The organism is Geitlerinema sp. CS-897 (genome assembly GCF_028368005.1).
In the GTDB taxonomy this organism is placed as follows: Bacteria; Cyanobacteriota; Cyanobacteriia; order Cyanobacteriales; family Geitlerinemataceae; genus Baaleninema; species Baaleninema simplex.
Window position 1 is genome coordinate 1 of sequence record NZ_JAQNCQ010000242.1, and the last position, 21,531, is coordinate 21,531.

The 21,531-nt window shown below is 52.6% G+C and carries 17 protein-coding genes and 1 pseudogene; 7 read left to right on the plus strand and 11 right to left on the minus strand.

The window, feature by feature from the left end; all coding sequences use genetic code 11:
- Positions 1–155 precede the first annotated feature (155 nt).
- Positions 156–1,040, minus strand: a complete 885-nt coding sequence (gene glyQ / locus POG22_RS15125; RefSeq protein WP_498906170.1) for a glycine--tRNA ligase subunit alpha — start codon at positions 1,038–1,040, stop codon at positions 156–158.
- A 766-nt stretch (positions 1,041–1,806) separates the two neighbouring features.
- On the opposite strand from glyQ, the gene POG22_RS15130 reads away from it, so the two are divergent.
- The 3 genes and pseudogenes from POG22_RS15130 to POG22_RS15140 all read left to right on the plus strand — a co-directional run.
- A complete protein-coding gene (locus tag POG22_RS15130; RefSeq protein ID WP_498906171.1) occupies positions 1,807–2,178 on the plus strand; it encodes an NINE protein in 372 nt (123 codons plus the stop codon).
- Between the two features lie 40 nt (positions 2,179–2,218).
- The gene (locus tag POG22_RS15135) at positions 2,219–2,914 is read left to right on the plus strand and encodes a ComEA family DNA-binding protein (protein WP_498906172.1); all 696 of its coding nucleotides are present in this window, start codon (positions 2,219–2,221) and stop codon (positions 2,912–2,914) included.
- A gap of 207 nt (positions 2,915–3,121) precedes the next feature.
- Positions 3,122–3,292: pseudogene (locus POG22_RS15140) on the plus strand (IS701 family transposase); the annotation flags it as partial.
- A 38-nt stretch (positions 3,293–3,330) separates the two neighbouring features.
- Here POG22_RS15140 and POG22_RS15145 read toward each other — a convergent pair.
- The 4 genes from POG22_RS15145 to POG22_RS15160 form a co-directional block, all read right to left on the minus strand.
- Positions 3,331–5,478: a GGDEF domain-containing protein gene (locus POG22_RS15145; protein WP_498906173.1), complete on the minus strand. Its 2,148-nt coding sequence runs from the start codon at positions 5,476–5,478 to the stop codon at positions 3,331–3,333.
- Positions 5,479–5,985: 507 nt separating this feature from the next.
- Positions 5,986–9,873, minus strand: coding sequence for a sensor domain-containing diguanylate cyclase (locus POG22_RS15150; protein WP_498906174.1), 3,888 nt, complete (start codon positions 9,871–9,873; stop codon positions 5,986–5,988).
- 370 nt (positions 9,874–10,243) lie between these two features.
- Complete coding sequence (locus POG22_RS15155; protein ID WP_498906176.1) at positions 10,244–11,305, minus strand: M28 family peptidase; 1,062 nt, start codon at positions 11,303–11,305, stop codon at positions 10,244–10,246.
- A gap of 296 nt (positions 11,306–11,601) precedes the next feature.
- Positions 11,602–12,390 (minus strand): hypothetical protein, encoded by a 789-nt coding sequence (locus POG22_RS15160; RefSeq protein ID WP_063718902.1) that lies wholly within the window; start codon positions 12,388–12,390, stop codon positions 11,602–11,604.
- Positions 12,391–12,493: 103 nt separating this feature from the next.
- Between POG22_RS15160 and POG22_RS15165 the strand changes: the two genes are divergently transcribed.
- Together POG22_RS15165 and POG22_RS15170 are read left to right on the plus strand one after the other, a co-directional pair.
- Positions 12,494–13,003 (plus strand): hypothetical protein, encoded by a 510-nt coding sequence (locus POG22_RS15165; protein ID WP_026097363.1) that lies wholly within the window; start codon positions 12,494–12,496, stop codon positions 13,001–13,003.
- A gap of 50 nt (positions 13,004–13,053) precedes the next feature.
- Positions 13,054–13,833, plus strand: coding sequence for a photosystem II electron transport protein, Sll1252 family (locus POG22_RS15170; RefSeq protein ID WP_063718901.1), 780 nt, complete (start codon positions 13,054–13,056; stop codon positions 13,831–13,833).
- A gap of 71 nt (positions 13,834–13,904) precedes the next feature.
- Here POG22_RS15170 and POG22_RS15175 read toward each other — a convergent pair whose 3' ends face one another.
- The 3 genes from POG22_RS15175 to POG22_RS15185 form a co-directional block, all read right to left on the minus strand.
- Entirely contained in the window at positions 13,905–14,495 is a 591-nt protein-coding gene (locus POG22_RS15175; protein ID WP_498906177.1) for a Uma2 family endonuclease, read from the minus strand.
- A 92-nt stretch (positions 14,496–14,587) separates the two neighbouring features.
- Positions 14,588–14,848 carry a type II toxin-antitoxin system RelE family toxin gene (locus tag POG22_RS15180; RefSeq protein WP_498906178.1) on the minus strand — a complete coding sequence of 87 codons (261 nt, stop codon included), beginning with the start codon at positions 14,846–14,848 and terminating at the stop codon, positions 14,588–14,590.
- Positions 14,849–14,857: 9 nt separating this feature from the next.
- A complete protein-coding gene (locus POG22_RS15185; RefSeq protein WP_017658835.1) occupies positions 14,858–15,172 on the minus strand; it encodes a DUF6290 family protein in 315 nt (104 codons plus the stop codon).
- Positions 15,173–15,273: 101 nt separating this feature from the next.
- Between POG22_RS15185 and POG22_RS15190 the strand changes: the two genes are divergently transcribed.
- Positions 15,274–15,780: a DUF6653 family protein gene (locus tag POG22_RS15190; RefSeq protein ID WP_498906179.1), complete on the plus strand. Its 507-nt coding sequence runs from the start codon at positions 15,274–15,276 to the stop codon at positions 15,778–15,780.
- Positions 15,781–15,787: 7 nt separating this feature from the next.
- On the opposite strand, the gene POG22_RS15195 is transcribed toward POG22_RS15190, so the two are convergent.
- The 3 genes from POG22_RS15195 to metH form a co-directional block, all read right to left on the minus strand.
- Positions 15,788–16,159, minus strand: coding sequence for a DoxX family protein (locus tag POG22_RS15195; protein ID WP_498906181.1), 372 nt, complete (start codon positions 16,157–16,159; stop codon positions 15,788–15,790).
- Between the two features lie 8 nt (positions 16,160–16,167).
- Complete coding sequence (locus POG22_RS15200; RefSeq protein WP_498906182.1) at positions 16,168–16,422, minus strand: YgiT-type zinc finger protein; 255 nt, start codon at positions 16,420–16,422, stop codon at positions 16,168–16,170.
- Positions 16,423–16,548: 126 nt separating this feature from the next.
- The gene (metH, locus tag POG22_RS15205; protein WP_498906184.1) at positions 16,549–20,094 is read right to left on the minus strand and encodes a methionine synthase; all 3,546 of its coding nucleotides are present in this window, start codon (positions 20,092–20,094) and stop codon (positions 16,549–16,551) included.
- A 279-nt stretch (positions 20,095–20,373) separates the two neighbouring features.
- On the opposite strand from metH, the gene POG22_RS15210 reads away from it, so the two are divergent.
- Positions 20,374–21,423: an ABC transporter substrate-binding protein gene (locus tag POG22_RS15210; protein ID WP_498906185.1), complete on the plus strand. Its 1,050-nt coding sequence runs from the start codon at positions 20,374–20,376 to the stop codon at positions 21,421–21,423.
- The last annotated feature ends 108 nt before the right edge of the window (positions 21,424–21,531 follow it).

Below are 21,531 nucleotides of genomic sequence, written 5' to 3' on the forward strand. Positions count from 1 at the left end.
CCCGCACTGTACCCGAAGGGTCAGTGTCGGGTCGTTGACGTTCTCCTCGAATTCCGATTTCATTTTAAAAGAATTGAAGAGATGAGGTGAGGAGGTAAGGAGGTAATGTGAAATCTCCCTCTCCCCTTCTCCCCCTCTCCCCCTCTCCCTTGCTTCTAACCCGAAACCCCAACCGCTCGTCCCATGGGAAAGCCCAGTTGTTCCCGCTGTTCGAGGTACAGGTGGGCGACGCGTCGGGCGAGGTTGCGAATGCGGCCGATGTAGCGGGTGCGTTCGGTGACGGAAATGACCCCTCGGGCGTCGAGGAGGTTGAAGGTGTGAGAACACTTGAGAACGTAGTCGAGACTGGGGAGAACTAACCCTTTATCTGCTAGTTGTGCGGCTTCCTGTTCGTACAAGCCGAAAAGGGTAAACAGCATTTCCGGGTTGGACGCCTCGAAGTTATAGGTACAGTGTTCGATTTCCCCTTGAAGGTGAACGTCGCCGTAGTTGACAGTGTCCGTCCACTGAATTTTAGTGAAGGCTTCTACGTCTTGCAGGTACATGGCGAGTCGTTCGAGACCGTAGGTGATTTCGATCGAAACGGGTTTGCAGTCGATTCCCCCACACTGTTGGAAGTAAGTAAACTGGGTGATTTCCATTCCGTCGAGCCACACTTCCCAACCGACGCCCCACGCCCCCAGTGTCGGAGATTCCCAGTTGTCTTCGACGAAGCGGATATCGTGGTCTTCCGGGTGGATTCCCAAGGCTTTGAGGGAATCGAGATACATCTCCTGAATGTTATCGGGAGAGGGTTTGATGAGAACTTGATATTGGTAATAATGCTGGTAGCGGTTGGGGTTTTCGCCGTAGCGTCCGTCGGTGGGGCGGCGACAGGGTTCGATGTACGCCACCGCCCAGGGTTCTGGCCCGATCGCTCTCAGGAAGGTATGGGGACTCATGGTTCCCGCCCCTTTCTCGGTATCGTAGGGTTGCGCGATCAGACAGCCGCGATCGCTCCAAAATTTGTGCAGGGTGAGAACGAGAGATTGAAAGTTCATTCGGTGACTTGGTGTTGAATTCGGCTTTTCCATTGTTGCTCAAGGGGATGTTCTCCACAATCGCCTCGAGGGAAACGATAGGGCGATCGCATCGCCGTTTCCTCGGATTTGTAAAGTTTTACGACGACCCCCCCCTGTTTCCGTCAATGCCCAAACTCTAACGCGATAGATTTAAAGAAGACGTGAAAATCTCCTGCAAAATGGTGCAATCGATAGACGAATCCAACTGGCTTTGTTAACGTAAGAAACAAGCCACGATCGCCGCTCGCAAGGCGGGTTTGAAACCACCAGACTTTCCCAATCCTTCAATGTTTAAGGTTCGAGCTGCGAGCGGTCTTTCAACTCGTGTTTGTCCGCCAACTGTTCTCTGTTTTCAGGTACATTAAGTCGAACTCTCGTTATTTTAGGCCGTTCGCTCGGCGGAAAACTACGAAATTGCGCGATCGCCATCCTCTATTCTTTCCTTGCTCATGAAACACACCAGATTTCAGCACATCTCGTCTGGGTTGCTTCGGTTACTTCCTTATACAGTCTTGGGAGCGATCGTCTTTGCGGGACTCTCGGGGTCTCATTTATCTCAAGTTAACGTCTTCTTAAGAGGATATTTCGTTCTCCTAGCCGTTCAACTCGGAATAGTTGTCGTTTACTTCGGTCAAAAGCGCTTGAAAAAATGGCGTAATTTTAAATCACAAAAAACGGACTCTTTTGTTGTCGATCGACCCCGCCATTAAAGGAGCTAACCATCAAGGTTAAGGGAGGATTTACAGTGAAAAACAAAGCTATTGCTGCATTACTTGCATTTTTTTTAGGATTTTTGGGAATTCACAAATTTTATCTCGGTCAAAACTTTTCCGGAATATTATACCTGATTCTTTCTTGGACTGGGATTCCTGCTATTTTAGCAATTTTCGATTTTCTCGGCCTGTTGTTGATGTCGGATGCTACATTTAACGTCCGATACAATAATATGGTCACAGTGGTTCGAGATAACCTAGTTGTGACGCCTTCTCCCGATCGCTCGAGAAGTGCCACCGAGATTACTCGCGCCCTAGCCGATCTGAAAAAGCTCTACGAAGTCGGGGCAGTGACGGCTGAAGAATACGAAGAAAAGCGTCAAAAGCTGCTGAGCGAACTTTAACACACGCTGTCCTGTTTAGTCGTTTCGAGAACCTACAACCGTGTCTCAACATTCCCCTTTTGGTAAAGTCCCTCAATGGGTTTGGTGGTCGTTCGTTCCCGCCTTGGGAGGATTGGCGATCGTCTATGCTGGCTCGAAAGCCCAAGTCAATAAATGGATGTACGTCGGGGCTGGCTTTACGCTATTTTCCTTTATTCTCGCTGAGTCAGAACTCGTAAGTTTGCTGTGGATCGGACAAATTATCACGTCGTTTTTCTTAAAAAACGACTATCTCGTTAAAATGGGGATGCAAGAACCCGTGCTATCTGGCGAATCGAATAAATTTCGTCAACTCGCCCTCTCAGGACAAAAAATTGATATTAATAACTGCTCGAAAGACGATCTCGTGCGAGGATTGGGTTTACCCATCGTGTACGCCAACGACATCGAAACCTTACGCAGCGAAGGCTATTTGTTTACTCACATTGAAGAACTGAACGAAATTATAGGAATTCCAACAGAAACTCTCCAAAAAATCGAGCCGTTCGTGACGTTTGGTTACTACCCAACTCAGGAAGAAGAGGCGTCTTGGCGTCGGGTGAATACCTATTCCGTTGAAGAATTAATGGTGGCAGGACTCGATCGCAACGTTGCCCTAACAATCGTCCGCGAACGTCAAAAGGGAGAGTTTAAATCGGTGATGGATATCAAACGCCGGACGAAATTGCCGCTAAAAGCGTTTCAGCATTTAATGTAAAATCTCGAAAATGTTAAATCGGGTGGGCATCGTCCACCTTATCGGGACTTAAGCGAAAAAAAGAAGTAAAATAAGAGCCAAACCTTGGACTGACAGGGATGTAAGGTAGAGGGCGTACCGATGAGAAATCCCCCCCAACAGCCATGCCACCCTGCTTTTAGAAATGGTGCAAGCGCTTCAATTCCGACTTCAAAATCTCCTTGGCAGGAGCAGCGCATTAACGAACGTCGGTTAATCGTGATGGATTCCTGCCAGCAAACCCGAGTGCGTCGGGGATTTACCTTACTGCTCGATGATACCGGACATCGAAAAAGCGGCAACTTCACGGCAGGGGTAGGGAGACAGTACATCGGAGAAATCGGCAAGCTCGATGATGGCAAAAAAAGCGCCGATTCAAAAACGAAACGCGATCGCGTTTAAACTTCATCCGAGTGGGAGGCACGGCCTTTCTCGATGCAGTAACGATCGCGACCCTTCTGTTTGGCGCGGTAGAGGGCGCGATCGGCTGCGGCCACCAGTAACTCTGGAGTCGCTTCAGGAAACGGAACCCTCGTCGCCAAGCCCATACTGACCGTGACGAACGGCTGGACTGGCGATCGCTCGTGGGGTAGGTGCAAGCGGCGCAAGATCGATCGCACCATTCCGGCGACGTACACAGCCCCCGCTTCGTCAGTGTTGGGTAACACGATCGCGAACTCTTCGCCCCCGTATCGCGCCACGAGATCGGCCGGTCGTCGGCTCGTCGTGGCCAGCGCCTGAGCCACTCGTTTCAAGCACTCGTCGCCCGCTTGATGTCCGTAGCAATCGTTATAGTCTTTAAAAAAGTCGATATCGAGCAAAATCAACGACAGCGGCGATTTTTCCCGAGCCAGCCGTTTCCATTCTCCCGCAATGTACTCATCGAAGCGGCGTCGGTTGGCAACCTGCGTGAGTCCGTCGCGGGTTGCCAGTTCGCTCAGTTCGCGGTTGGCCGTTTTCAAACGGGTGTAAAGTTGAGCTTGTTGGATGGCGATCGCCAGTTGGGTCGCCAGTTGGGGCAGCAAGCGCACTTGGGAAGGCTGCCACGATCGCGCCTCGCGACATTGATGCGCCACGAGCAACCCCCAAACGTTCGGCGTTCCCGATTCGACTTCCCGGTCTCGCTCCGGCTCGATCGCAATCGGCATGACCAAGCGCGCCCGAATCTCGAAAAATTCCAGCAACTGAAGGGCTTCGGGTTCGAGATCGGCGGTGTAGATGTCGTCGATGACCATCACCTGCCCAGAAAAATACTGTTGGTGCGATCGCTCCTCGATAATCCAGGGACGGTTCAGTTTCCAGCCCAGCATCGATGAAATCCCGTCGCCGAGAGATTCTCCGAGAACCTCACCGCTCCCGTCCGAGTTAAACCGACAGACGATCGTGCGATCGGCGTCGAGGAAACGACGCAGGCTCTCGGTGGCACTATCTAAAATTTCGGGCAGTTCGATCGAATGTTGGATGCGGTTGGCCAGACGCGCGACTACTAACTCTCGTTCGGTTTGTTGGTGCAACGTTTCTGCAACCCGCAACCGATCTTCCTCGACGGCGATGGCGGTGGCGATCGTGTGCAAGAGGCGAGAGTCGTCGGGACGGGGTTGACGGTGGGGACGGTAAGTGACGCACAAGTGGCCGAGGATGGGGTTGCGGTGAGCCGCGCCATCGGTGGCAACGAACGGCTTTTGTAAGGGTTCAGCCGGTTGACAAATGGCAACGCGCGTCAAGGCTGCCTCCTCCTCGGGGCAATCTCGACCGCAGCGCGTCGCGAGATCTTTCGGGAGAAGGGGGTCTTTCACCCGGTCGTTGTCCGAACAACAAGATCGGCGATCGCAGCTCGAAGTCAAAGACATGCAAGACAGAGAGGCGTTTCGGCTCAGGCTTTGGTAACAGGAACAGATGGCATCGAGCTGGTCTCGAGCTAGTTCGACGAGGCGACGGATATTTTCTTGAGGACAACTGCTAAATCCGAGGAAACAGTCGAGAATTTGCTCGAGCCGTTTGTCGTTGAGATTCGGTTCGAGCAAATTCTCACCCGTGCTGTCTGTCGACACCACGACCTCGGACGCTGGGGTGAAAGGCGGTGGAATTTGCGTCAAAGTGACGGTCAGTCCGCCTCCTTGAGATGGAGGGCGAGGGGTGGCGGTGACCGCTAACCAGCGCAAGTGTCCCTTTTCCGAGATCAGACCGATCGCGCCATCGGTAACGGGACGCACTTCTCGCCGAGCGATGGCGGTGGGCAACTCTTCACGAGGAAACGGAGTGCCGTCGGGACGCACGATCTCGCGGCCGATGTCGTCGATGGAAGTCTCGAGTAGGTCGTCGAGGGGAAAATCGAGCAAGTGGGCGACGGCTGCGTTGGCCTGCACGATCTGACCGATCGCGTTGGTGATGGCGATGCCGACTGGTAAATGTTCGAGGGCGTGTTCGAGAGCGATATCGTCAGGTGAGAACGTCTTCTGAGACCAGGTAGAGAGAGAGTGGGACTGCCCCCCCACCCGTTCGGATTCGATCGACCGACAAACGTTTGAGTGTTTGTCTGTTGCCATAGCTGTTAATGCCTATCTCCGCGTCCGTAATTGTTAAATCTAGGTTAAAATTCAGCGATCGCTGGTGCGATCCCGAAATTTTTCTTATAGAGGTTTTGATGCAGCTAATAGGCAATTAAACTTAAAGTTTATGCTTTTTATATCATAAGCGATCGTCGATACAAAATTAGAGGAGTTACAGTTTTTTTTTACCCTGTTCTTAAACAAACGTTAAAAATAATATTTTTTTATGAAAAGGTGCTTAATTTTGTGTCGAATGGCAGTCGAGGTAGGTTTATTGCGAGAGATCGCGTATAACAAGAGTTGTCTAAAAAACGCGATCGCCTCCCCTCCACAATCTCCATCGGGCCGTTGCCAAACAACTCTTTAAAGCTGTCGTTCGAACGAAAATAACGACGCCCACCCCCCCACCATCGTCTGGTTCGAGTCGAAGAGAAACTGCAAAATAGCAGTATGTTGCCGAGTCTGCCGTATGCTTCGGTCTCGGACGCTCTCGACAAGCGATCGCTAATCTGTAGGCTTCTCCGTCTGATGGCAACAGTAACGATTGCGTCCCCCTTGTTTGGCGCGATACAGGGCGCGATCGGCGCGATTGAGTAACAGGTCTGGCGTGGCCGCCTCTGGAGGAACCAAACTCGCCCCGCCCAAACTCAACGTCACCCAACCGCTGACCGTCGATCGCGAATGGGGAACCTTCAACCGCCTCACCGCCGTCCGAATCGCCTTCATCACCCGCACGACGCCGTCGGCATCGGTTTCGGGCAAGACCACCACGAACTCCTCGCCACCGTACCGTGCCACCAACGCCTCCTGACTCGACACAGCGGTTTCGATGGTTGCAGCCACTTTCTTCAAACACTCATCTCCCGCTTGATGGCCGTAGGTGTCGTTATACGCCTTAAAAAAATCGATATCGCACAGGATCGACCCCAAGGGCTGACATTGCGATCGCGCCCGATGCCACGCAGTCGCCAGAAACTCGTCGAACTGACGTCGATTTCCCACCTGCGTTAAGCCGTCAATGGTCGCCAGACGCTGTAACTCGTCGTTCGCAGCCTTCAACTGCTGGTACAGTTGCGACTGTTGCGTGGCGATGCCCACCTGAATCGCCAGTTGGCGGACGAACGCCTCCTCAGACGAGTGCCACTCTCGAGTCTCGTAACACTGCTGCACGAGCAGCAGTCCCCACAACTGTTCCCCTTGTAAAATCGGCATGACGAGCTGGCTACCGATATCGAACACCTGACACGCCAACACGTCGAACGGTTCTGGCTGGAGGGGGGTAGTACAGCTGACCTGACAGCTCTCGCCCCGTCGGTATCCTTGCAAACAAGCCCGATCGAATTCAAACGTCGCAGGGAAAGCCGACTGACAGTTGGCGGCGATCGATTCGGCGACGATTCTTCCGTGCGCTTCAGTATCCAAGCAACAGACCAACACGCGATCGCACTGCAAAAAATGCCGAACTTCATCGACGGTCGTTTGTAAAATCTCCGACAGTTCCAGAGAGCAATGAATGTGACGGGCGACCAAGGCGATCGCCCGTTCCTGTTCCATCTGTCGGCGCAGCGCCTCTTCGACCCGGTACTGTTCCTCTTCGACGGCGATCGCCGAAGCGACGATTCCCAACACCCGCCGGTCGTCGTCGCTGGGAACGAAAGAGGCGCGATGGATCGAACACAGCGCTCCCACCAACCGAAACCCCGACGATGGCTGGCGATCGCGATCGCGGTGGGCTGCTGCTGCTGCACTGTCGCGAGTCCGCACGGTCTGACCCCATTCGGTGACGGTCGTTCCCCGCACGAACCAGTCGTTGTTTCCGGCGTTCAACGCGTTACGGGCAACGTCGATCGCCTCGAAGGTCGCGTCGAAGGGGGAGTTCGCCCACTGACACACCACCGTCAGTCGTGCGTTCTGCCAGCGACAGTAAGACACGCGAAACGCCCCGAGCAGTTCGCCGCACAAGGCGGTCAGGCGCTCGACGTTTTCCATCGGATCGTTGCCGAAATTCAAAAAACACTGATTGATCCGTTCGAGACGAGCTTCAGCCCGCTGGCGTTCGGTCACGTCTTTCCCCGTCGAGACGAAATTCACGATTTCGCCCCGTTCGTCTCGTATCGGAACGATCGTTTTCTGCTCGTCGAACAACTCGCCCGATTTGCGGCGGTTGGTAAATACCGCGTGGAACTCCCGGCCGCTGGTAATCGTCGCCCACAACCGATCGTAAAAGTGGCGGTCGTGCCGGCCGGACTTGAGCAAACTGGGGGTGCGACCGAGGGCTTCAGTTTTGCAATATCCCGTCAGACGCTCGAATCCCGAATTCACGTACACGATCGTCCCGTCGCGATCGGTAATAATCACGTCGTCGGCGGACTGTTCGAGGGCGCTCGAGAGTTGTTGCAGTCGGACTTCGGCTTGTTTGCGATCGCTGATGTCGAGTAACGTGCCGATGGCGATGCTATCGCGACCTCTGCCTCGGTTGACGGGGGAACTGTGCGCCAACACCCAAGCGATGCGACCGTCGGGACGGACAAAGCGAAATTCCCAACTCAGGGTTTCCGTTCGGATGCGGTTCCAGTGTTGGAAAAAGCCATCGCGATCGTCGGGGTGAATTGCCGACATCCAACGACCGTCGTAGACCGCCGCCAACGGCAAACCGACGATATCGCACCAGCGTTGGTTGACGAAATCGATGCGCCCCCGTCCGTCTGTTTGAAAAATTCCCACGGGAGCGCCCGTCGTCAAGGTGCGATATCGGGCTTCGCGATCGCGTAGCGTTTCATAGGCTTGATTGAGGGCGATCGTGGCGATTTGCTGCTCGGTGATATCTTCCGTGACCCCGACGATGCGATGGGTTTCGCCAGTCTCGTCGCGCAGGGGAAAGGTACGGGTTCTCAACCAGCGTAGGGAACCGTTCGGCCGGACGATACGGTATTCGATCGCTAAATCGCGCTCTCGCATATTCTGCAATTGCATCCAAACGGCCTCGCGATCGTCGTGGTAAACGCACTCGACCCACAAATTGGGTCGGCCATAGAACGCTTCGGCTGGGTATCCCCAAATCGCTTGACAGGCTGGACTGATGTAAATGGCTTCGTCGAACCCTCCTGAATAGAGGAAAAATACGTCGCTGATGGCTTCTGCCATTTGGCGGAAGCGTTCTTCGCTTTCCCGCAAGGCGTCGAGAACCTCTTGGCGCTCGGTCACGTCGATGGCAATGCCGAGGACTCCCGAGACTTCGCCGTCGACGACTAAGGGAAATGTCGTGGTTTCAAAGATATGTTGGCATCCGCTGGGATCTTCGAGGATTTCTGGGTAACGCGTTTTCGTTCGTCGGTTGCGCGAGACTTCCAAATCCGACGCCCGCCACTGTTGGGCAATTTCTGGAGACGGTGCCAGGTCGATATCTCGACGGCCGAGGATGTCCTCGATACTCCGACCGAAGAAATCGGCCGTCGCTTGGTTGAGCAGGAGATAGAACCCGTCTCGGTCTTTGGCAAAAATGGGATGAGGGACGAGATCGATGATGTGGCGTAGAAAACGTTCGCTTCGGGCGAGGGAGTCGGCCAGGTAAGTCCGGGCGCGTTCGGTGTCGTTTTCAATGCTGCGATCGCTAACGGTATGGGCGAAGCCGATGACGTTTCCGTCGGCGTCGTCGAGTCGCTGGAGAATCCCCCAAGTCCAGAGGCGATCGCCGTTTTGTCGGACTTGCCAGTGTTCGTAATCGACCTGACCGAGCGATCGCGCCTGTTGAAGTAGCGTTCGGGGGGTGTCGGGGCTGGAAAACAAACGCTCGAACGACACTCCGACCATCTCTCTATCTCGATAGCCGTAAAGGTGAGCGGCCGTCGCGTTCCAAGTGAGGACGCGCCCCTCGAGGTCGAGCGTGTAGACAGCCGTGTCGCGAATGCCTTCGGCGATCGCTCGCAAGCGATCTTCGCTGAGGTTCAAAGCCCGTTCGACTTGCTGCAAGTCGGTCACGTCCCGCCCGATGGCTTGGAATTCGACGAGTTTGCCGTTGTCGTCGAAAATGCCTTGGTTCGTCCATTGCAGCCACCGTAGCGTGCCGTGACTGTCGATGACTTGGTGTTTGTGAACGTAGGTGGGGCGCTCGGGGGAAATGGTCTCGAGCATCTCGGTAATGTTCGGGCGATCGCTCGGCGGAATCAGCGTTAGAAAGTTCGTTCCGATGAGGGTTTCGCGGGAACGCCCGAAATAATAACAGTAGCTGAGATTGACGAACGTTAGGGTACAGTCGGGTAAAAACCGACAGATACAATCGGCTTGGGTGTCTACGATCGCTAAATATTGCGCTTCGCTCTGACGCAGCTTTTCGACAACGAACTGATATGCCTGACTCTGTTCGGTTGTATTCCGCTTGGAATTGATATTCATCGACCTGACACCTTTGACGGTCTGAACGGACTTTGTCGGTACGAGTGCTGTGGGTTAGCGTTCTCTGAACGCGAGTCTGGGTCGGAGGTGGGCGGATAGCATCCCTTGGCGTTGACTCCGAACGCCGTACCTTCGGGGTCGTCAACTGTGCGATGCGAGTCGATCGCTCTCGATCGCACTCACCTGTAAGCGTCGAAGCGATCGAACGGTCGGTTTGCCCGAATGCTTGTGACGATCGCGTCTGGGGGAGTGGTGTTGCTATTGCGCTCACGGCTCTTTCTGCTCGAATCGCTCAGACAAAGCCCGTGACGGTCGAGGCTTCCCCATGTTATCTATGATACCGAGCGAACTCGAGTCGGATGAAAGCAGGTCAGGGAAACTGGACGCGCGATCGCGATGCGAGCGTTTCGGGTTCGAGTAACGTTGCCGTTGCGTTGACGACGAGTTGGGCGCTTCCGGTGAAGAAGGCGCGATCGAGCGTCTCGGGGGTATCGCTGGGACGGTGATAGTTCGGATTGCGAAAGTTTGCGGTATCCGTCACCATCACCGCCGGGAGTCCCGCCAGCCAAAACGGAGCGTGGTCGCTTCGCAACAGGTCGGGAAACACTACGCCATCGAACGGAACCGTCAGCGTTTCGACGTCGGGTAAGTCTGTCCCTCGACGATCGGCCTCTCGGCGCTTGGAGAAGGCGGCGATCGATTCGGCTGCGGCGACGTTTCCCACCACGGCGAGAAACGTTCCCGTTTTGGGGAAGTCGCGCCCCAGTCCGGAGGGATAGGTTTGACAACCGACTTCGTAGCAGGCATACCCGGTCATTTCGAGGACGATCGCCCCTTGTAAGTCGGCGGTGGTCTCGGGAGCGACGAAATTCAGGCTTCCTAAGAGGCCGTCTTCTTCGCGATCGAACAGTACCAATGTCAAACGGCGTTGGTGGGTACGCGATCGCAAGACTCGCGCCAGTTCTAAGAGGGTCGCCACGCCGCTGGCGTTATCGTCAGCCCCTGGGGAGTCGGCAACGGTGTCGTAGTGAGCGCCGACGAGTACGGTTCCGGCGTCTGGGTCGGTTCCCGCCTGGGTGGCCACGACGTTCGCTCCGCCGTCGAAGGCTCGTAATTCGGGCGACCATCCCGCCTCTCTCAGCGCGTTTAAGAGATACTGACGGACTCGGCGACGATCGCGACGGTCGTTCCGGGGAAAGGCGAGGGCTTCGACGTGGCCGAACAGGCGATCGCCGTCGATTTGGGGCATCTCGACAGCGTTCTCTGAGGCGACGGTATGACTAACGGTACTGGCGATCGCGCCGAGGACTCGTCCTCCCGTTGCCAGATCGGGTAACGACACGGTTAAGGGGTCGTGGATTCGGGTGCAGCCCAACAGCACGACCGTCCAAAACCCGACGATCGCGAGACTGACACGAAACACTCGCGGCATCGACAACGCTCCGATCTTCAGATGCAATTGTCTACCCAGGAGGCGATCGCGGGGTCTGCCGCGCTCTCCCGTCGCGTCGCGGCTGGCATCTCGTTCACAACGGCTCGAAATCGAGCGATCGCCCGAAGGGAAAGGATGCCTTTGAAGAAACTCGAAATGTTGAGAATCGAGAGATTGTTATACGGCTCTATCGGTCTCGATCGCGAGCAAATCCCTGTTTTCTTCATTTTTTATGAAAGCGTTTTTTGAAAAAAATAGTCACTCCATTTTAGCACGATTCTCTTTTTAATTCGGATTTATATTGAGTGACTGCGTTCTTTAAGATACGTTGCAAAATAAGCTGAAGCTTGCTCGACATCGGGGTGATACCGTTCGGAAAATTCCAAAATTCGGGCGTCTACGCGCCGGGTTTTGGCAATTTGTTTTAACTCGACAAACATCAAAAACTCAGCCACACCGCGACCGATGGTTTCGAGAACGTCACTGTAATTCCATAAGATTCGCCCCCGAAACTCACTTTTCAATTCTGCTTCGAGGAACTGACGCACGCTTTCCTCGTAAGGTCGGCGATCGAACTGCACGATCGCCTCAGATACAGTCGGAGGAAACGGGCTGTTGAGGCGATCGCCGATGCAAACCGCCGCCACGTCCGCCGCCAAATCGGGAAACGAGGCATCGGCAGCCAGCGCCTCGTCCAACGAAGAAAACCGGCGATTGCGGTAGTCCACGACCGCTTGACCGAGATCTCCAGCCCAAGAACTGTGTTTTCCCGTCCAGCGGGTCGCGGCGTCGAACCACTGCGCCCAAGGCGGTAAGCGCAACTGGTCGGACAGCGAGGCGACGAAGTGGGCGAAGTCCGTCACTTGACCGGCTAGAGACACCGTTAAATCTAGGCGATTGTCGAGATGAGGTTGACGAGAGAACGTCGCGATATCGAACAGCATTTCCGTATAAGACGGTCGCGTGTGACGTCGCAGTCGGTTCGCGATTTCGTGAGGAGAGGCGTCGGGATACTGCTGTTCGGTCTCTCGCACGAAGGCGATCGCGACCTCGAAATTGCGTTGGCGTGCGTCCTCGGCGTCCATGTCTGGCACTCGTTTTCAATCGAACTCTTGTTTGACTATAAATCAAGGCAGACGCAAACTGTTACGCTGGAAAGCAGCAGGTTTTACCGTTCGAGACAGTCCGATGGAATACTTAGTTGCCGTTTTACCCGATCGCATCCAAGCGGAAGCCGCCTATACAGAACTCGAAAAAGCGGGTTTGCCCTCAGACACCCTCGCGATTCTGGGGGCGGGTTACAAAAGTGCTGACGAGTTCGGACTCATCGACCCCAACGAAACCGCCAAACGACGGGCGCTGCAAATGGTAACGTGGCTCGTTCCCTTTGGATTTTTTGGGGGATTTGCGTTCGATACGATTACAGGATTGCAGACGTTTCCTTGGGCGGGTGTCGTGGGAAATCAGATTATCGGCGGTTTCTTGGGCGCGATCGCCGGTGCGATGGGTGGTGTGTTCGTTGGAGGCGGCGTCGGTGCCATTATCGGCGCAGGAGACGCCCTACCCTACCGCAATCGCCTGCGTCGCGGAAAATATATCGTCGTCGTCAGCGGTTCGCGATTTCAGATTCAAGAGGCCACCCCTATTCTGCGACGCTTCAAACCCGAAAGTTTACAAGGCTATCAAGAAAATAATTGAGAGTCGATCGCTGTCTCTTTATTCCCCGTTCCCCGTTCCCTATTCCCCATATGCTACCGAGAGACGAATTATTAAATAGTGTCGAAAATCGAGAGGCTGTAGCAAAGATTCTCGATCGCGCCGAAGATGCGTTGAAAACTTGGGAAATTGCCCAGACCGATTTTCTATCGCCGCCGGAATTGATGGAAGCCCTCGAGATATTTTCTCGCTTGACCGAGGTTCGTGCTGTCGCCTGGGGGGGATATCCACAAGCCGAACGCCAGCGACTCGCGATCGCGCGATCGGAACTTCCCCTCGATACCGCGAACGTGGAAGTCGTCGCCGTTGAAATTGCGGGAAATTTTCTCTTCGACACCGCCACACACCGAGATTTCCTCGGGGCGATGTTGGGAACGGGAATCGTGCGGGAGAAAACCGGGGATATTCTCGTGTTGGGAGAACGAGGCGCTCAGGCGATCGTGGTTCCCGACCTCGTAGAATTTTTAGAGATGAATTTGACGCAAGTGCGATCGGTTCCGGTGAAAACCCAGGCGATCGCCCTGACAGAATTGCGCGTTCGTCCCCCGAAGAAGAAGGAAATGACTACGGTAGAAGCGTCGATGCGTCTCGATGCGATCGCTTCGGCGGGATTTGGAATGTCTCGCAGTAAGATGTCATCGCTGATTAGTAGCGGTGACGTGCGTGTGAATTGGAAAGAAGCCAAACAGTCGAGTTACACGGTGAAATCCGGCGATCTCATCGCGATTCGAGGAAAAGGACGTTTGGAAGTGGGAGAAGTGGCGATGACGAAGAAACAACGCTACCGCGTACAGTTAACGCGCTTGCGTTAGGACATCCTCCGACACCTCCCCTTAGCAAAGCGAAATTGCAAGGATTTCCACCCTTGGAGTTTGAGCCAGAATCAATTTTTTGAAGTTTCCCGAACATTGACTCGTCGGTAAATTTCCCGTAGCGAAATCTGAAACGCGATCGCTCTCAATTGAATTTCATCATCAGGGTTTCGATATTCCGTCAGTAACCATTGATTTTCCGAGGTTTTAGAAAACTGTTTGACGCGGTATTCGTACTGACAGATGAGGAGATATTCGCGAAACTGAGGGAGCGATCGATAGAAATCAAACTTATCCCCTTGGTCGTAATTGCGCGTTGAATTCGACAACACCTCAACAATTAACGTCGGATTAATAACCGTCGTCGTTCCCGTTCCTTCGTAAATCGGCTCCCCTTCAATGACCATGACATCGGGATAAGTGTACTGTCGATATTCGGGAATCCACAGTTTGACTTCTCCCAAATACACCTCGTAATCGATATCACCGATGCTGAGGGGAAATTTGCGGCAAAAGTTCAACGCAATTTTATTGTGGTTGGTCGTCCCTCCTGCCATTAGCACAATTTCCCCATCTCGATATTCATGTTTGTCTTCGGACTGTTCTTCCAGTTCGAGATATTCTTGTGGCGTATAATATCGGGTTTGAGTTTGAGTTTTCATAACAAATGATTTAAGATTTTATTGATTTTACATTTTTCAAAAATGTAATTAAAATTCAAAAAAAATTCAGCAAAAATTGAAATTTGTTGAATTTACTTTTTGTAAATTTCTCGACGGTGTCCAATTTGAATAACGGAAACCCGTAAAATGCGATCGAAAATTTGATAGATGATGCGATAGTCACCAACTCGAACTCGATAAGTTTCCTCTTCTCCCGATAGTTTTTTTACCCCTAGGGGACGAGGATCGATCGCTAACGCTTCGAGTTTTTTGAGGATTCGATTCCGAATCGGCTTTTCAAGTTTTTTAAGCTGTCGCTGTGGAGCAGCTTTTAACTCGACAATATAGCTCACAACTGCACCCTAGTCATCCAATTCGCGTTTGAATTCCTCAAGCGTCATCGTCTCACCGTCATCACTTTCTTCCTTCGCCTTCCGAACGGCTGCTAAATCAATTTCATCCTCAACTTGTTCGTACATCCGCAAGAAAAACTCAAACGCCTCTATAGAAATGGTTGCGGCGACAGCTTCTCCGTCTTCTGTCAAAACAACCCAATCGTCGTTTTCTCGGATTCCTTGTAAAATTTCTCTGAATTTGTCCCGAAATTCCGTAATACTAACTCGAACGACTTCGTGACGATCGAACTGTGACGTGGCTTTTGCGAACGTCGAATCCATAACCCCAAATTTTCCAAAGACTTCTTTAAAATTGTAAACCCAGAAACCCAAACTGATTTGCTACCGTAGAAGCAACCTCTTATCGAGAGCCATCAGCAACCATGAACCTCGAACAGCGGATTGCCCAAACCTTCAGCATGAGCGAGACGGTGTGGCAGCGACACGCCAACCCCTGGAGCGTTTGGACTCGAACCACGGTTCTACCCTTGTTATTAGCGGCGATTTGGAGTCGGGTATGGCTGGGATGGTGGGCGATGGTTCCCGTGGCGTTATCCCTCTTCTGGATGTGGTTTAATCCCCGCCTGTTCGAGAAACCCGCCTCTACGGATAACTGGGCGTCGAAAGCCGTTCTCGGCGAGCGAGTGTGGCTCAACCGCGACGAAATCCCCGTTCCTCGCCACCACCGCAACGCACCCAACGTCCTCAACAGCATTTCAGCGTTGGGGCTTCCCTTCCTGGTTTGGGGATTGGTAGTGTTGAATCTTTGGAGCGTACTGCTAGGGACTTGTCTCGTCTTATGCGGGAAGTTTTGGTTTCTCGATCGCATGGTTTGGCTGTACGAAGACATGAAAGATGCCTCGCCAGACTATCGCAGTTGGCTGTATTAAATAACAGTTAGCGCCCGCGATCCAAACTCACCGGTCCCGAACCGAAATAAAACGCCATCAACAACCCACCCAGTAACCCGAGATTTTTGAAAAACGCGGTGGTTTGTTCGGGATCGGTGGGATTGTGAAAGACGATCGTGGCGGGGATGAGAAACAGAATTAACAGAATCGTTCCGATGCGAACTTTGTACCCGAGAACCAGGGACAAGCCACCGAGGAGCTGAAACACGATGGTTCCGACGAGCAGCACTTCCGGGATCGGCAACCCGCGATCGCCCATCATTTGAGCGGTTGCAGCAAATCCCATAATTTTACTGATTCCCGCTCTCAGAAAGATGGTAGCGAGGCAAATACGCGCGACGAGTGGGATGTAGTTCATGGGGTTTGTTATGGCTTGCAATAGGTTTGTGTGGGAATACTGACGTAGCTCTCTGGCTCTTTATTTCCTTCGTAAATCGCTAAAAACTGTTCTTCAATATCTTCAAGCACTGCACCGTCATAGTACATCATCCTACAATCTAAACACACTTCTACAGGTGTATTTTGGACAATTAGATGTTTTCCTTGATAACTGTAAAGATAATCAATTCGCCGTTCTTTAAGTCTAGAAATTCCGCAACCGTTACAGTTATCTTGTTTCATACAACATTATTCTTAAAATTCAGAGCGTAGATTGGGTAGAGTTTACGAAACCCAACAGCAACCAGCTTTACTTGAAAAGCCGTTGGGTTACGCTTTCGCTAACCCAACCTACGCCATCCCTTCAAACTAGGCGCTGAAGTATTTCGCCACTGGATGATACACCACAAACGCCGTTGTAGACTGTTCGGGATACAACTGTTCGCTTTCGTCCATATACATTCCGATGCGATCGACTCCCATCAACTCCAACTGACGGTATTGATCGGAAACCTTCGGACACGCAGGATAGCCAAAACTGTATCGCGAACCCTGGTGGCGTTGCGCCAAAACATCCCGAACGTTGTCCGGTTCTAAATGTCCGTACCCTAACTCGCGGCGAATCTTCGCGTGAATCCATTCCGCCATCGCTTCCGCCACCTGAACCGCCATCCCGTGATAGTACAAATAATCGGTGTACTCGTTCGCGGCAAACAGTTTGTTTGCGAATTCTGTGGCAATATGACCCACTGTCACTGCTTGCATCGGAAAGACATCGATTTGTCCGCTTTCTTTCGGCGCGAAAAAGTCCGCAATACACAGACGACGCATCGATTTCTGACGGGGGAAGGTAAAGGTAGCGACGGGTTCGGTTAACTGTCCCGATTCCGCGTCTTCGGGTTTATAGAGATGCAGCGAGTTTCCTTCCGATTGACAGGGGAAATAGCCGTAAACGAGCTGAGGGTGCAGCAAGTTTTCCTCGAGGATTCGTTTTTTCCAGGTGTCCAAAATCGGATAAACCGTTTCTTGTAAAAACGCGTCGTACTCTTCCCGAGACTGTTCGCGAGGTTTGCGGAACTGCCACTGACCCGCAATCAAGGCTTGTAAGTCCAAATACCAGTACAATTCCTCGAGGGGAATGTCTTCCGGTTGCAGGATTTTCGTTCCCCAAAACGGCGGTTTCGGACGTGCAATATCCACATCTACCGCTTCGGAACGTCGCGTATCGACTTCGATGGATTCGGCAGCTTGGGTTTTTTCTGGGTCTGACTTCTTCGCAGCGGCGTCTGTGGTTTCAACGACTTCAGCTTGACCGTTTTCTTCGTTTAAGAAGCCTTTCAAATCGTCCCAATTGCCATCCGCCTTCGCTGGCATTAACTTGTCCATAAAGTGTAAGTCAGCAAAAGCATCTTTGCCGTAAACCACTCGTCCTTTATAGGAATTCTGACAATCTTCATTGACGAATTTGGGTGTCAACGCTGCACCGCCGAGAATCACGGGGACGGTAATGCCTTCTTCGTTGAAGACTTCTAAATTGTCTTTCATGAAGGCAGTGGATTTCACTAACAACCCACTCATAGCAATACAGTCGGCGTTGTGTTCGCGGTAGGCACGAATGATGTTTTCAACAGGTTGCTTGATGCCGAGGTTGACGACTTTGTAGCCGTTGTTCGAGAGGATAATATCGACGAGGTTTTTGCCAATGTCGTGAACGTCCCCTTTTACAGTGGCGATTAAGAAGATGCCTTTTCCGCTGTCGTCAGCGTCTTCTTTATCCATGTAAGGTTCGAGATATGCCACCGCCGCTTTCATGGTTTGCGCCGACTGCAACACAAACGGAAGCTGCATTTGTCCCGAACCGAACAACTCACCGACGACTTTCATGCCGTCGAGGAGGAAAACGTTAATAATTTCGAGTGGTGGATACTGTTTGAGTGCAGTTTCCAGGGATTCCTCTAAGCCGATCCGTTCGCCATCGATGATATGTTGTTTTAACCGTTCTTCGATAGGAAGATTTTCATCGATTTGTTTGGTTTTCTTCGCCGATTTCCCTTCAAAGAGGGTGGTGAGGACACCGAGGGGATCGTAGGTGCAAACGTCTCCGTCGAATTCGCGGCGATCGTAAATGAGATCGCGACAGATTTTTTGGTGTTCGGGATCGATTTTCGCCAAGGGTAAAATCTTACTGGCGCTGACGATCGCCGAATCCAATCCGACTTCCATTGCATCGTGGAGAAAGACGGAGTTGAGGACTTGTCGCGCGGCGGCGTTCAAGCCGAACGAGATGTTTGAAACGCCGAGGGTAATATGACACTCTGGAAGCTCTTCGCGAATTCGGCGAATGGCTTCGATGGTGGCTTTTCCGTTTTCGCGGTCTTCTTCAATCCCCGTCGAAATGGGAAGTGCCAGGGGGTCGAAAAAGATTTCTCGCGCCGGAATTCCGTATTCAATGGCGGCGTAATAAGCGCGTTTGGCAATCTCAAATTTTTTCTCGGCGGTTCGCGCCATCCCGTCTTCGTCGATGGTGCCGACGACAATTCCCGCACCGTATTTTTTGGCCAGTTCTAAAACTTTATAAAATCGCGGTTCGCCATCTTCGTAGTTGGTGGAGTTGAGAAGGCATTTACCTCCGGCGACTTTCAACCCCGCTTCCATTTTCTCCCACTCCGTCGAGTCGAGCATTAATGGAAGTTTGTTGCTCACCAGACGTGACACCAATTCGTGCATATCGCGAACGCCGTCGCGTCCCACGTAGTCCACGTTAACGTCGAGAATTTGTGCGCCTTCTTTTTCTTGCGCTCTGGCTAAGGCAATTAGGCCATCCCAATCTTCGTTGTTGAGGAGAGTTCTTGCTTTTTTCGACCCGCTGGCGTTGAGGCGTTCGCCGATAATGAGAAACGAGTTGTCCTGTTCGTAGGTTTGGGTATTGTAAATCGAGGCCGCCGAGGGTTCGTAATGGGGGTGGCGCTCTTTGGGTTTGAGAGTTTTGGAAATCTCAGCTAAGGCGGCGATGTGTTCGGGTCGGGTTCCGCAGCATCCGCCGATAATTTGCACGCCTAAGTCCTCGATGAAGTGCATCAGGGACATCTTCAGTTCGAGGGGGGTGAGTTTGTAGTGCGCTTGACCGCCGATGTTTTCGGGAAGTCCGGCGTTGGGAATACAGGAAACCACAAAGGGGGAATGTTCCGATAAGTACCGGATGTGGTCTTTCATCAAGTCGGGGCCGGTGGCGCAGTTGAGACCCAGGATATCGATATTGTAGGGTTCGAGGATGGTCAACGCCGCGCCGATTTCGGAGCCGACGAGCATGGTTCCGAAGTCTTCGATGGTGACGGAGACCATGATGGGACGGCGTTCTCCTTTTTTGGCGAAGACGTCTTCGATCGCGTTGAGTGCGGCTTTGATTTGCAGAACGTCTTGGCAGGTTTCGACGAGAAATAAGTCTACACCACCGTCGTAGAGTCCTTCGGCTTGGATGGTGTAGGCATTATGCAGCGTGTCGAAGTCGATATGTCCCAGGCTGGGAAGTTTGGTACCGGGCCCCATCGAACCAGCGGCGAAGCGAGGTTTGTCGGGGGTGGAGTATTCGGCGGTGATGTCTTTGGCCAGTTTGGCGGCGGCTTTGTTGAGGTCGTAAGCTTTGTTAGCTAGGTCGTATTCGGCGAGGACGAATGGAGTTCCGCCGAAGGTGTCAGTTTCGATGACGTCGGCACCGGCTTCGAGGAAGGCGCGATGGACTTTGGCGACAGCGTCGGGTTTCGTGTGAACGAGGTATTCGTTACAGCCTTCGTATTCGGGGCCGCCAAAGTCCTCGGCGGAGAGGTTCTGTACTTGCAGGTTGGTTCCCATTGCGCCGTCGAACACGAGAACGGGACGCTCGGGACTGTGGAGTCGATCGAGGAAGGCGCTATTCATAAACCAAGTCACACATAAGGAGTAGCTTTACAATTTTACATGGCAGTTTGAGGCGAGGTCTGTTACAGAGGGGCGAAGTAGATGGGATGATGGGAAAATTCGGGAACGAGAGGCGATCGCGACTCGAGGGGAGTCAAATCGTGGTAGGAAAGATCTAGAAAAGATGTTTCGGCTACAGTTTGTGCCAACGCGGTAAGGGTAAATACTCCTTAAACTCGACTCGATTCGTGGGGATCGGTTCTCGCTCTGTTTGTTCTAACATAAGGCTTGACGGAAATTATGACCTCTACTTCGACGTTCCAGTTTTCGCGGCGGCGGGTTCTTCAACTGTTGTCTGGCGTGACTGGAGGACTTGTCTTACACGCTTGCACGTCCCCCGATCCCGAGGGAGCTGAGACGACCCCGACCGAAATGATGTCTTTGTCTGTCGGTTCGACGGTTTGGATCGGACTTACGCCGCTGTTTATTGCCCAAGATAAGGGATTTTTTCGAGAATTAGGTCTCGAGGTAGAATTCAAAAGCTTTGGTGCCAATTCCGACTATGTGGCGGCGTTTCTTGCCGGACAAATCGATGCAGTCGCACCCGTCACCTCTGAGGTGGTGTCCTTAGCCGCGAAAGAGAAAGATTTTCGCATCGTGTTAGTCGAGGATACCTCCATCGGCGGCGACGGAATTTTGGCACGAAATCGCATTGAGAGTATCGAGGCGTTTAAAGGAGAACGCATCGCCGTCGATCGCGGCGGCGTCAGTCACTTTTTCTTACTTCAGGTGTTGGAGGAGGTAGGACTATCGGAGTCAGACGTGACACTCGTGAACGCCGATCCTCCCTCAGCAGCGGCGGCGTATCAGGCTGGAAACATTGATATTGCAGTGACTTACGCACCGTTTATGCAGCAGGCGAACGAGGCGCAGGAAGACGGACGTATTATTTACGATTCCTCGAAAATGCCGATGGCGATCGCCGACGTTTATGCGTTCGATCGCGAATTTCTCGAGGCGAATCCTCAAATCGCCGAAGCTTTTGTCAAAGGAATTTTTAAAGGATTGTCGTTCCTCGAAACGAACCCCGAAGAAGGGTTAGAAATTGCCGCCAAGCAGTTTGAAGTGACTCCAGAGGCGTTAGCTGCCGATCTCAAAGGGATTCAATTTCCCGACGCCGAGATGAATTTGGAAATGTTAGGCGATCCCCAAAGCAATCTATATTTACTCAAATCCCTAACCAATTTGGCAGAATTTTTAAAGAGTCAAGGTCAAATCGATACGATTCCCGATCTCGAGCCGTTGTTAGAACCCAAGTTCGTCGAAGCGGTTCTTGAAGAAGGATCGTGATGTAGCGACCGCCACCAGCCTTTTACAGTGAGCAGTCAACAGTGTTTTAGTCACCAGTGAAGACAGTTCACAGATAACAGCTTCTCCCCCTCTCCCCCTCTCCCCTTC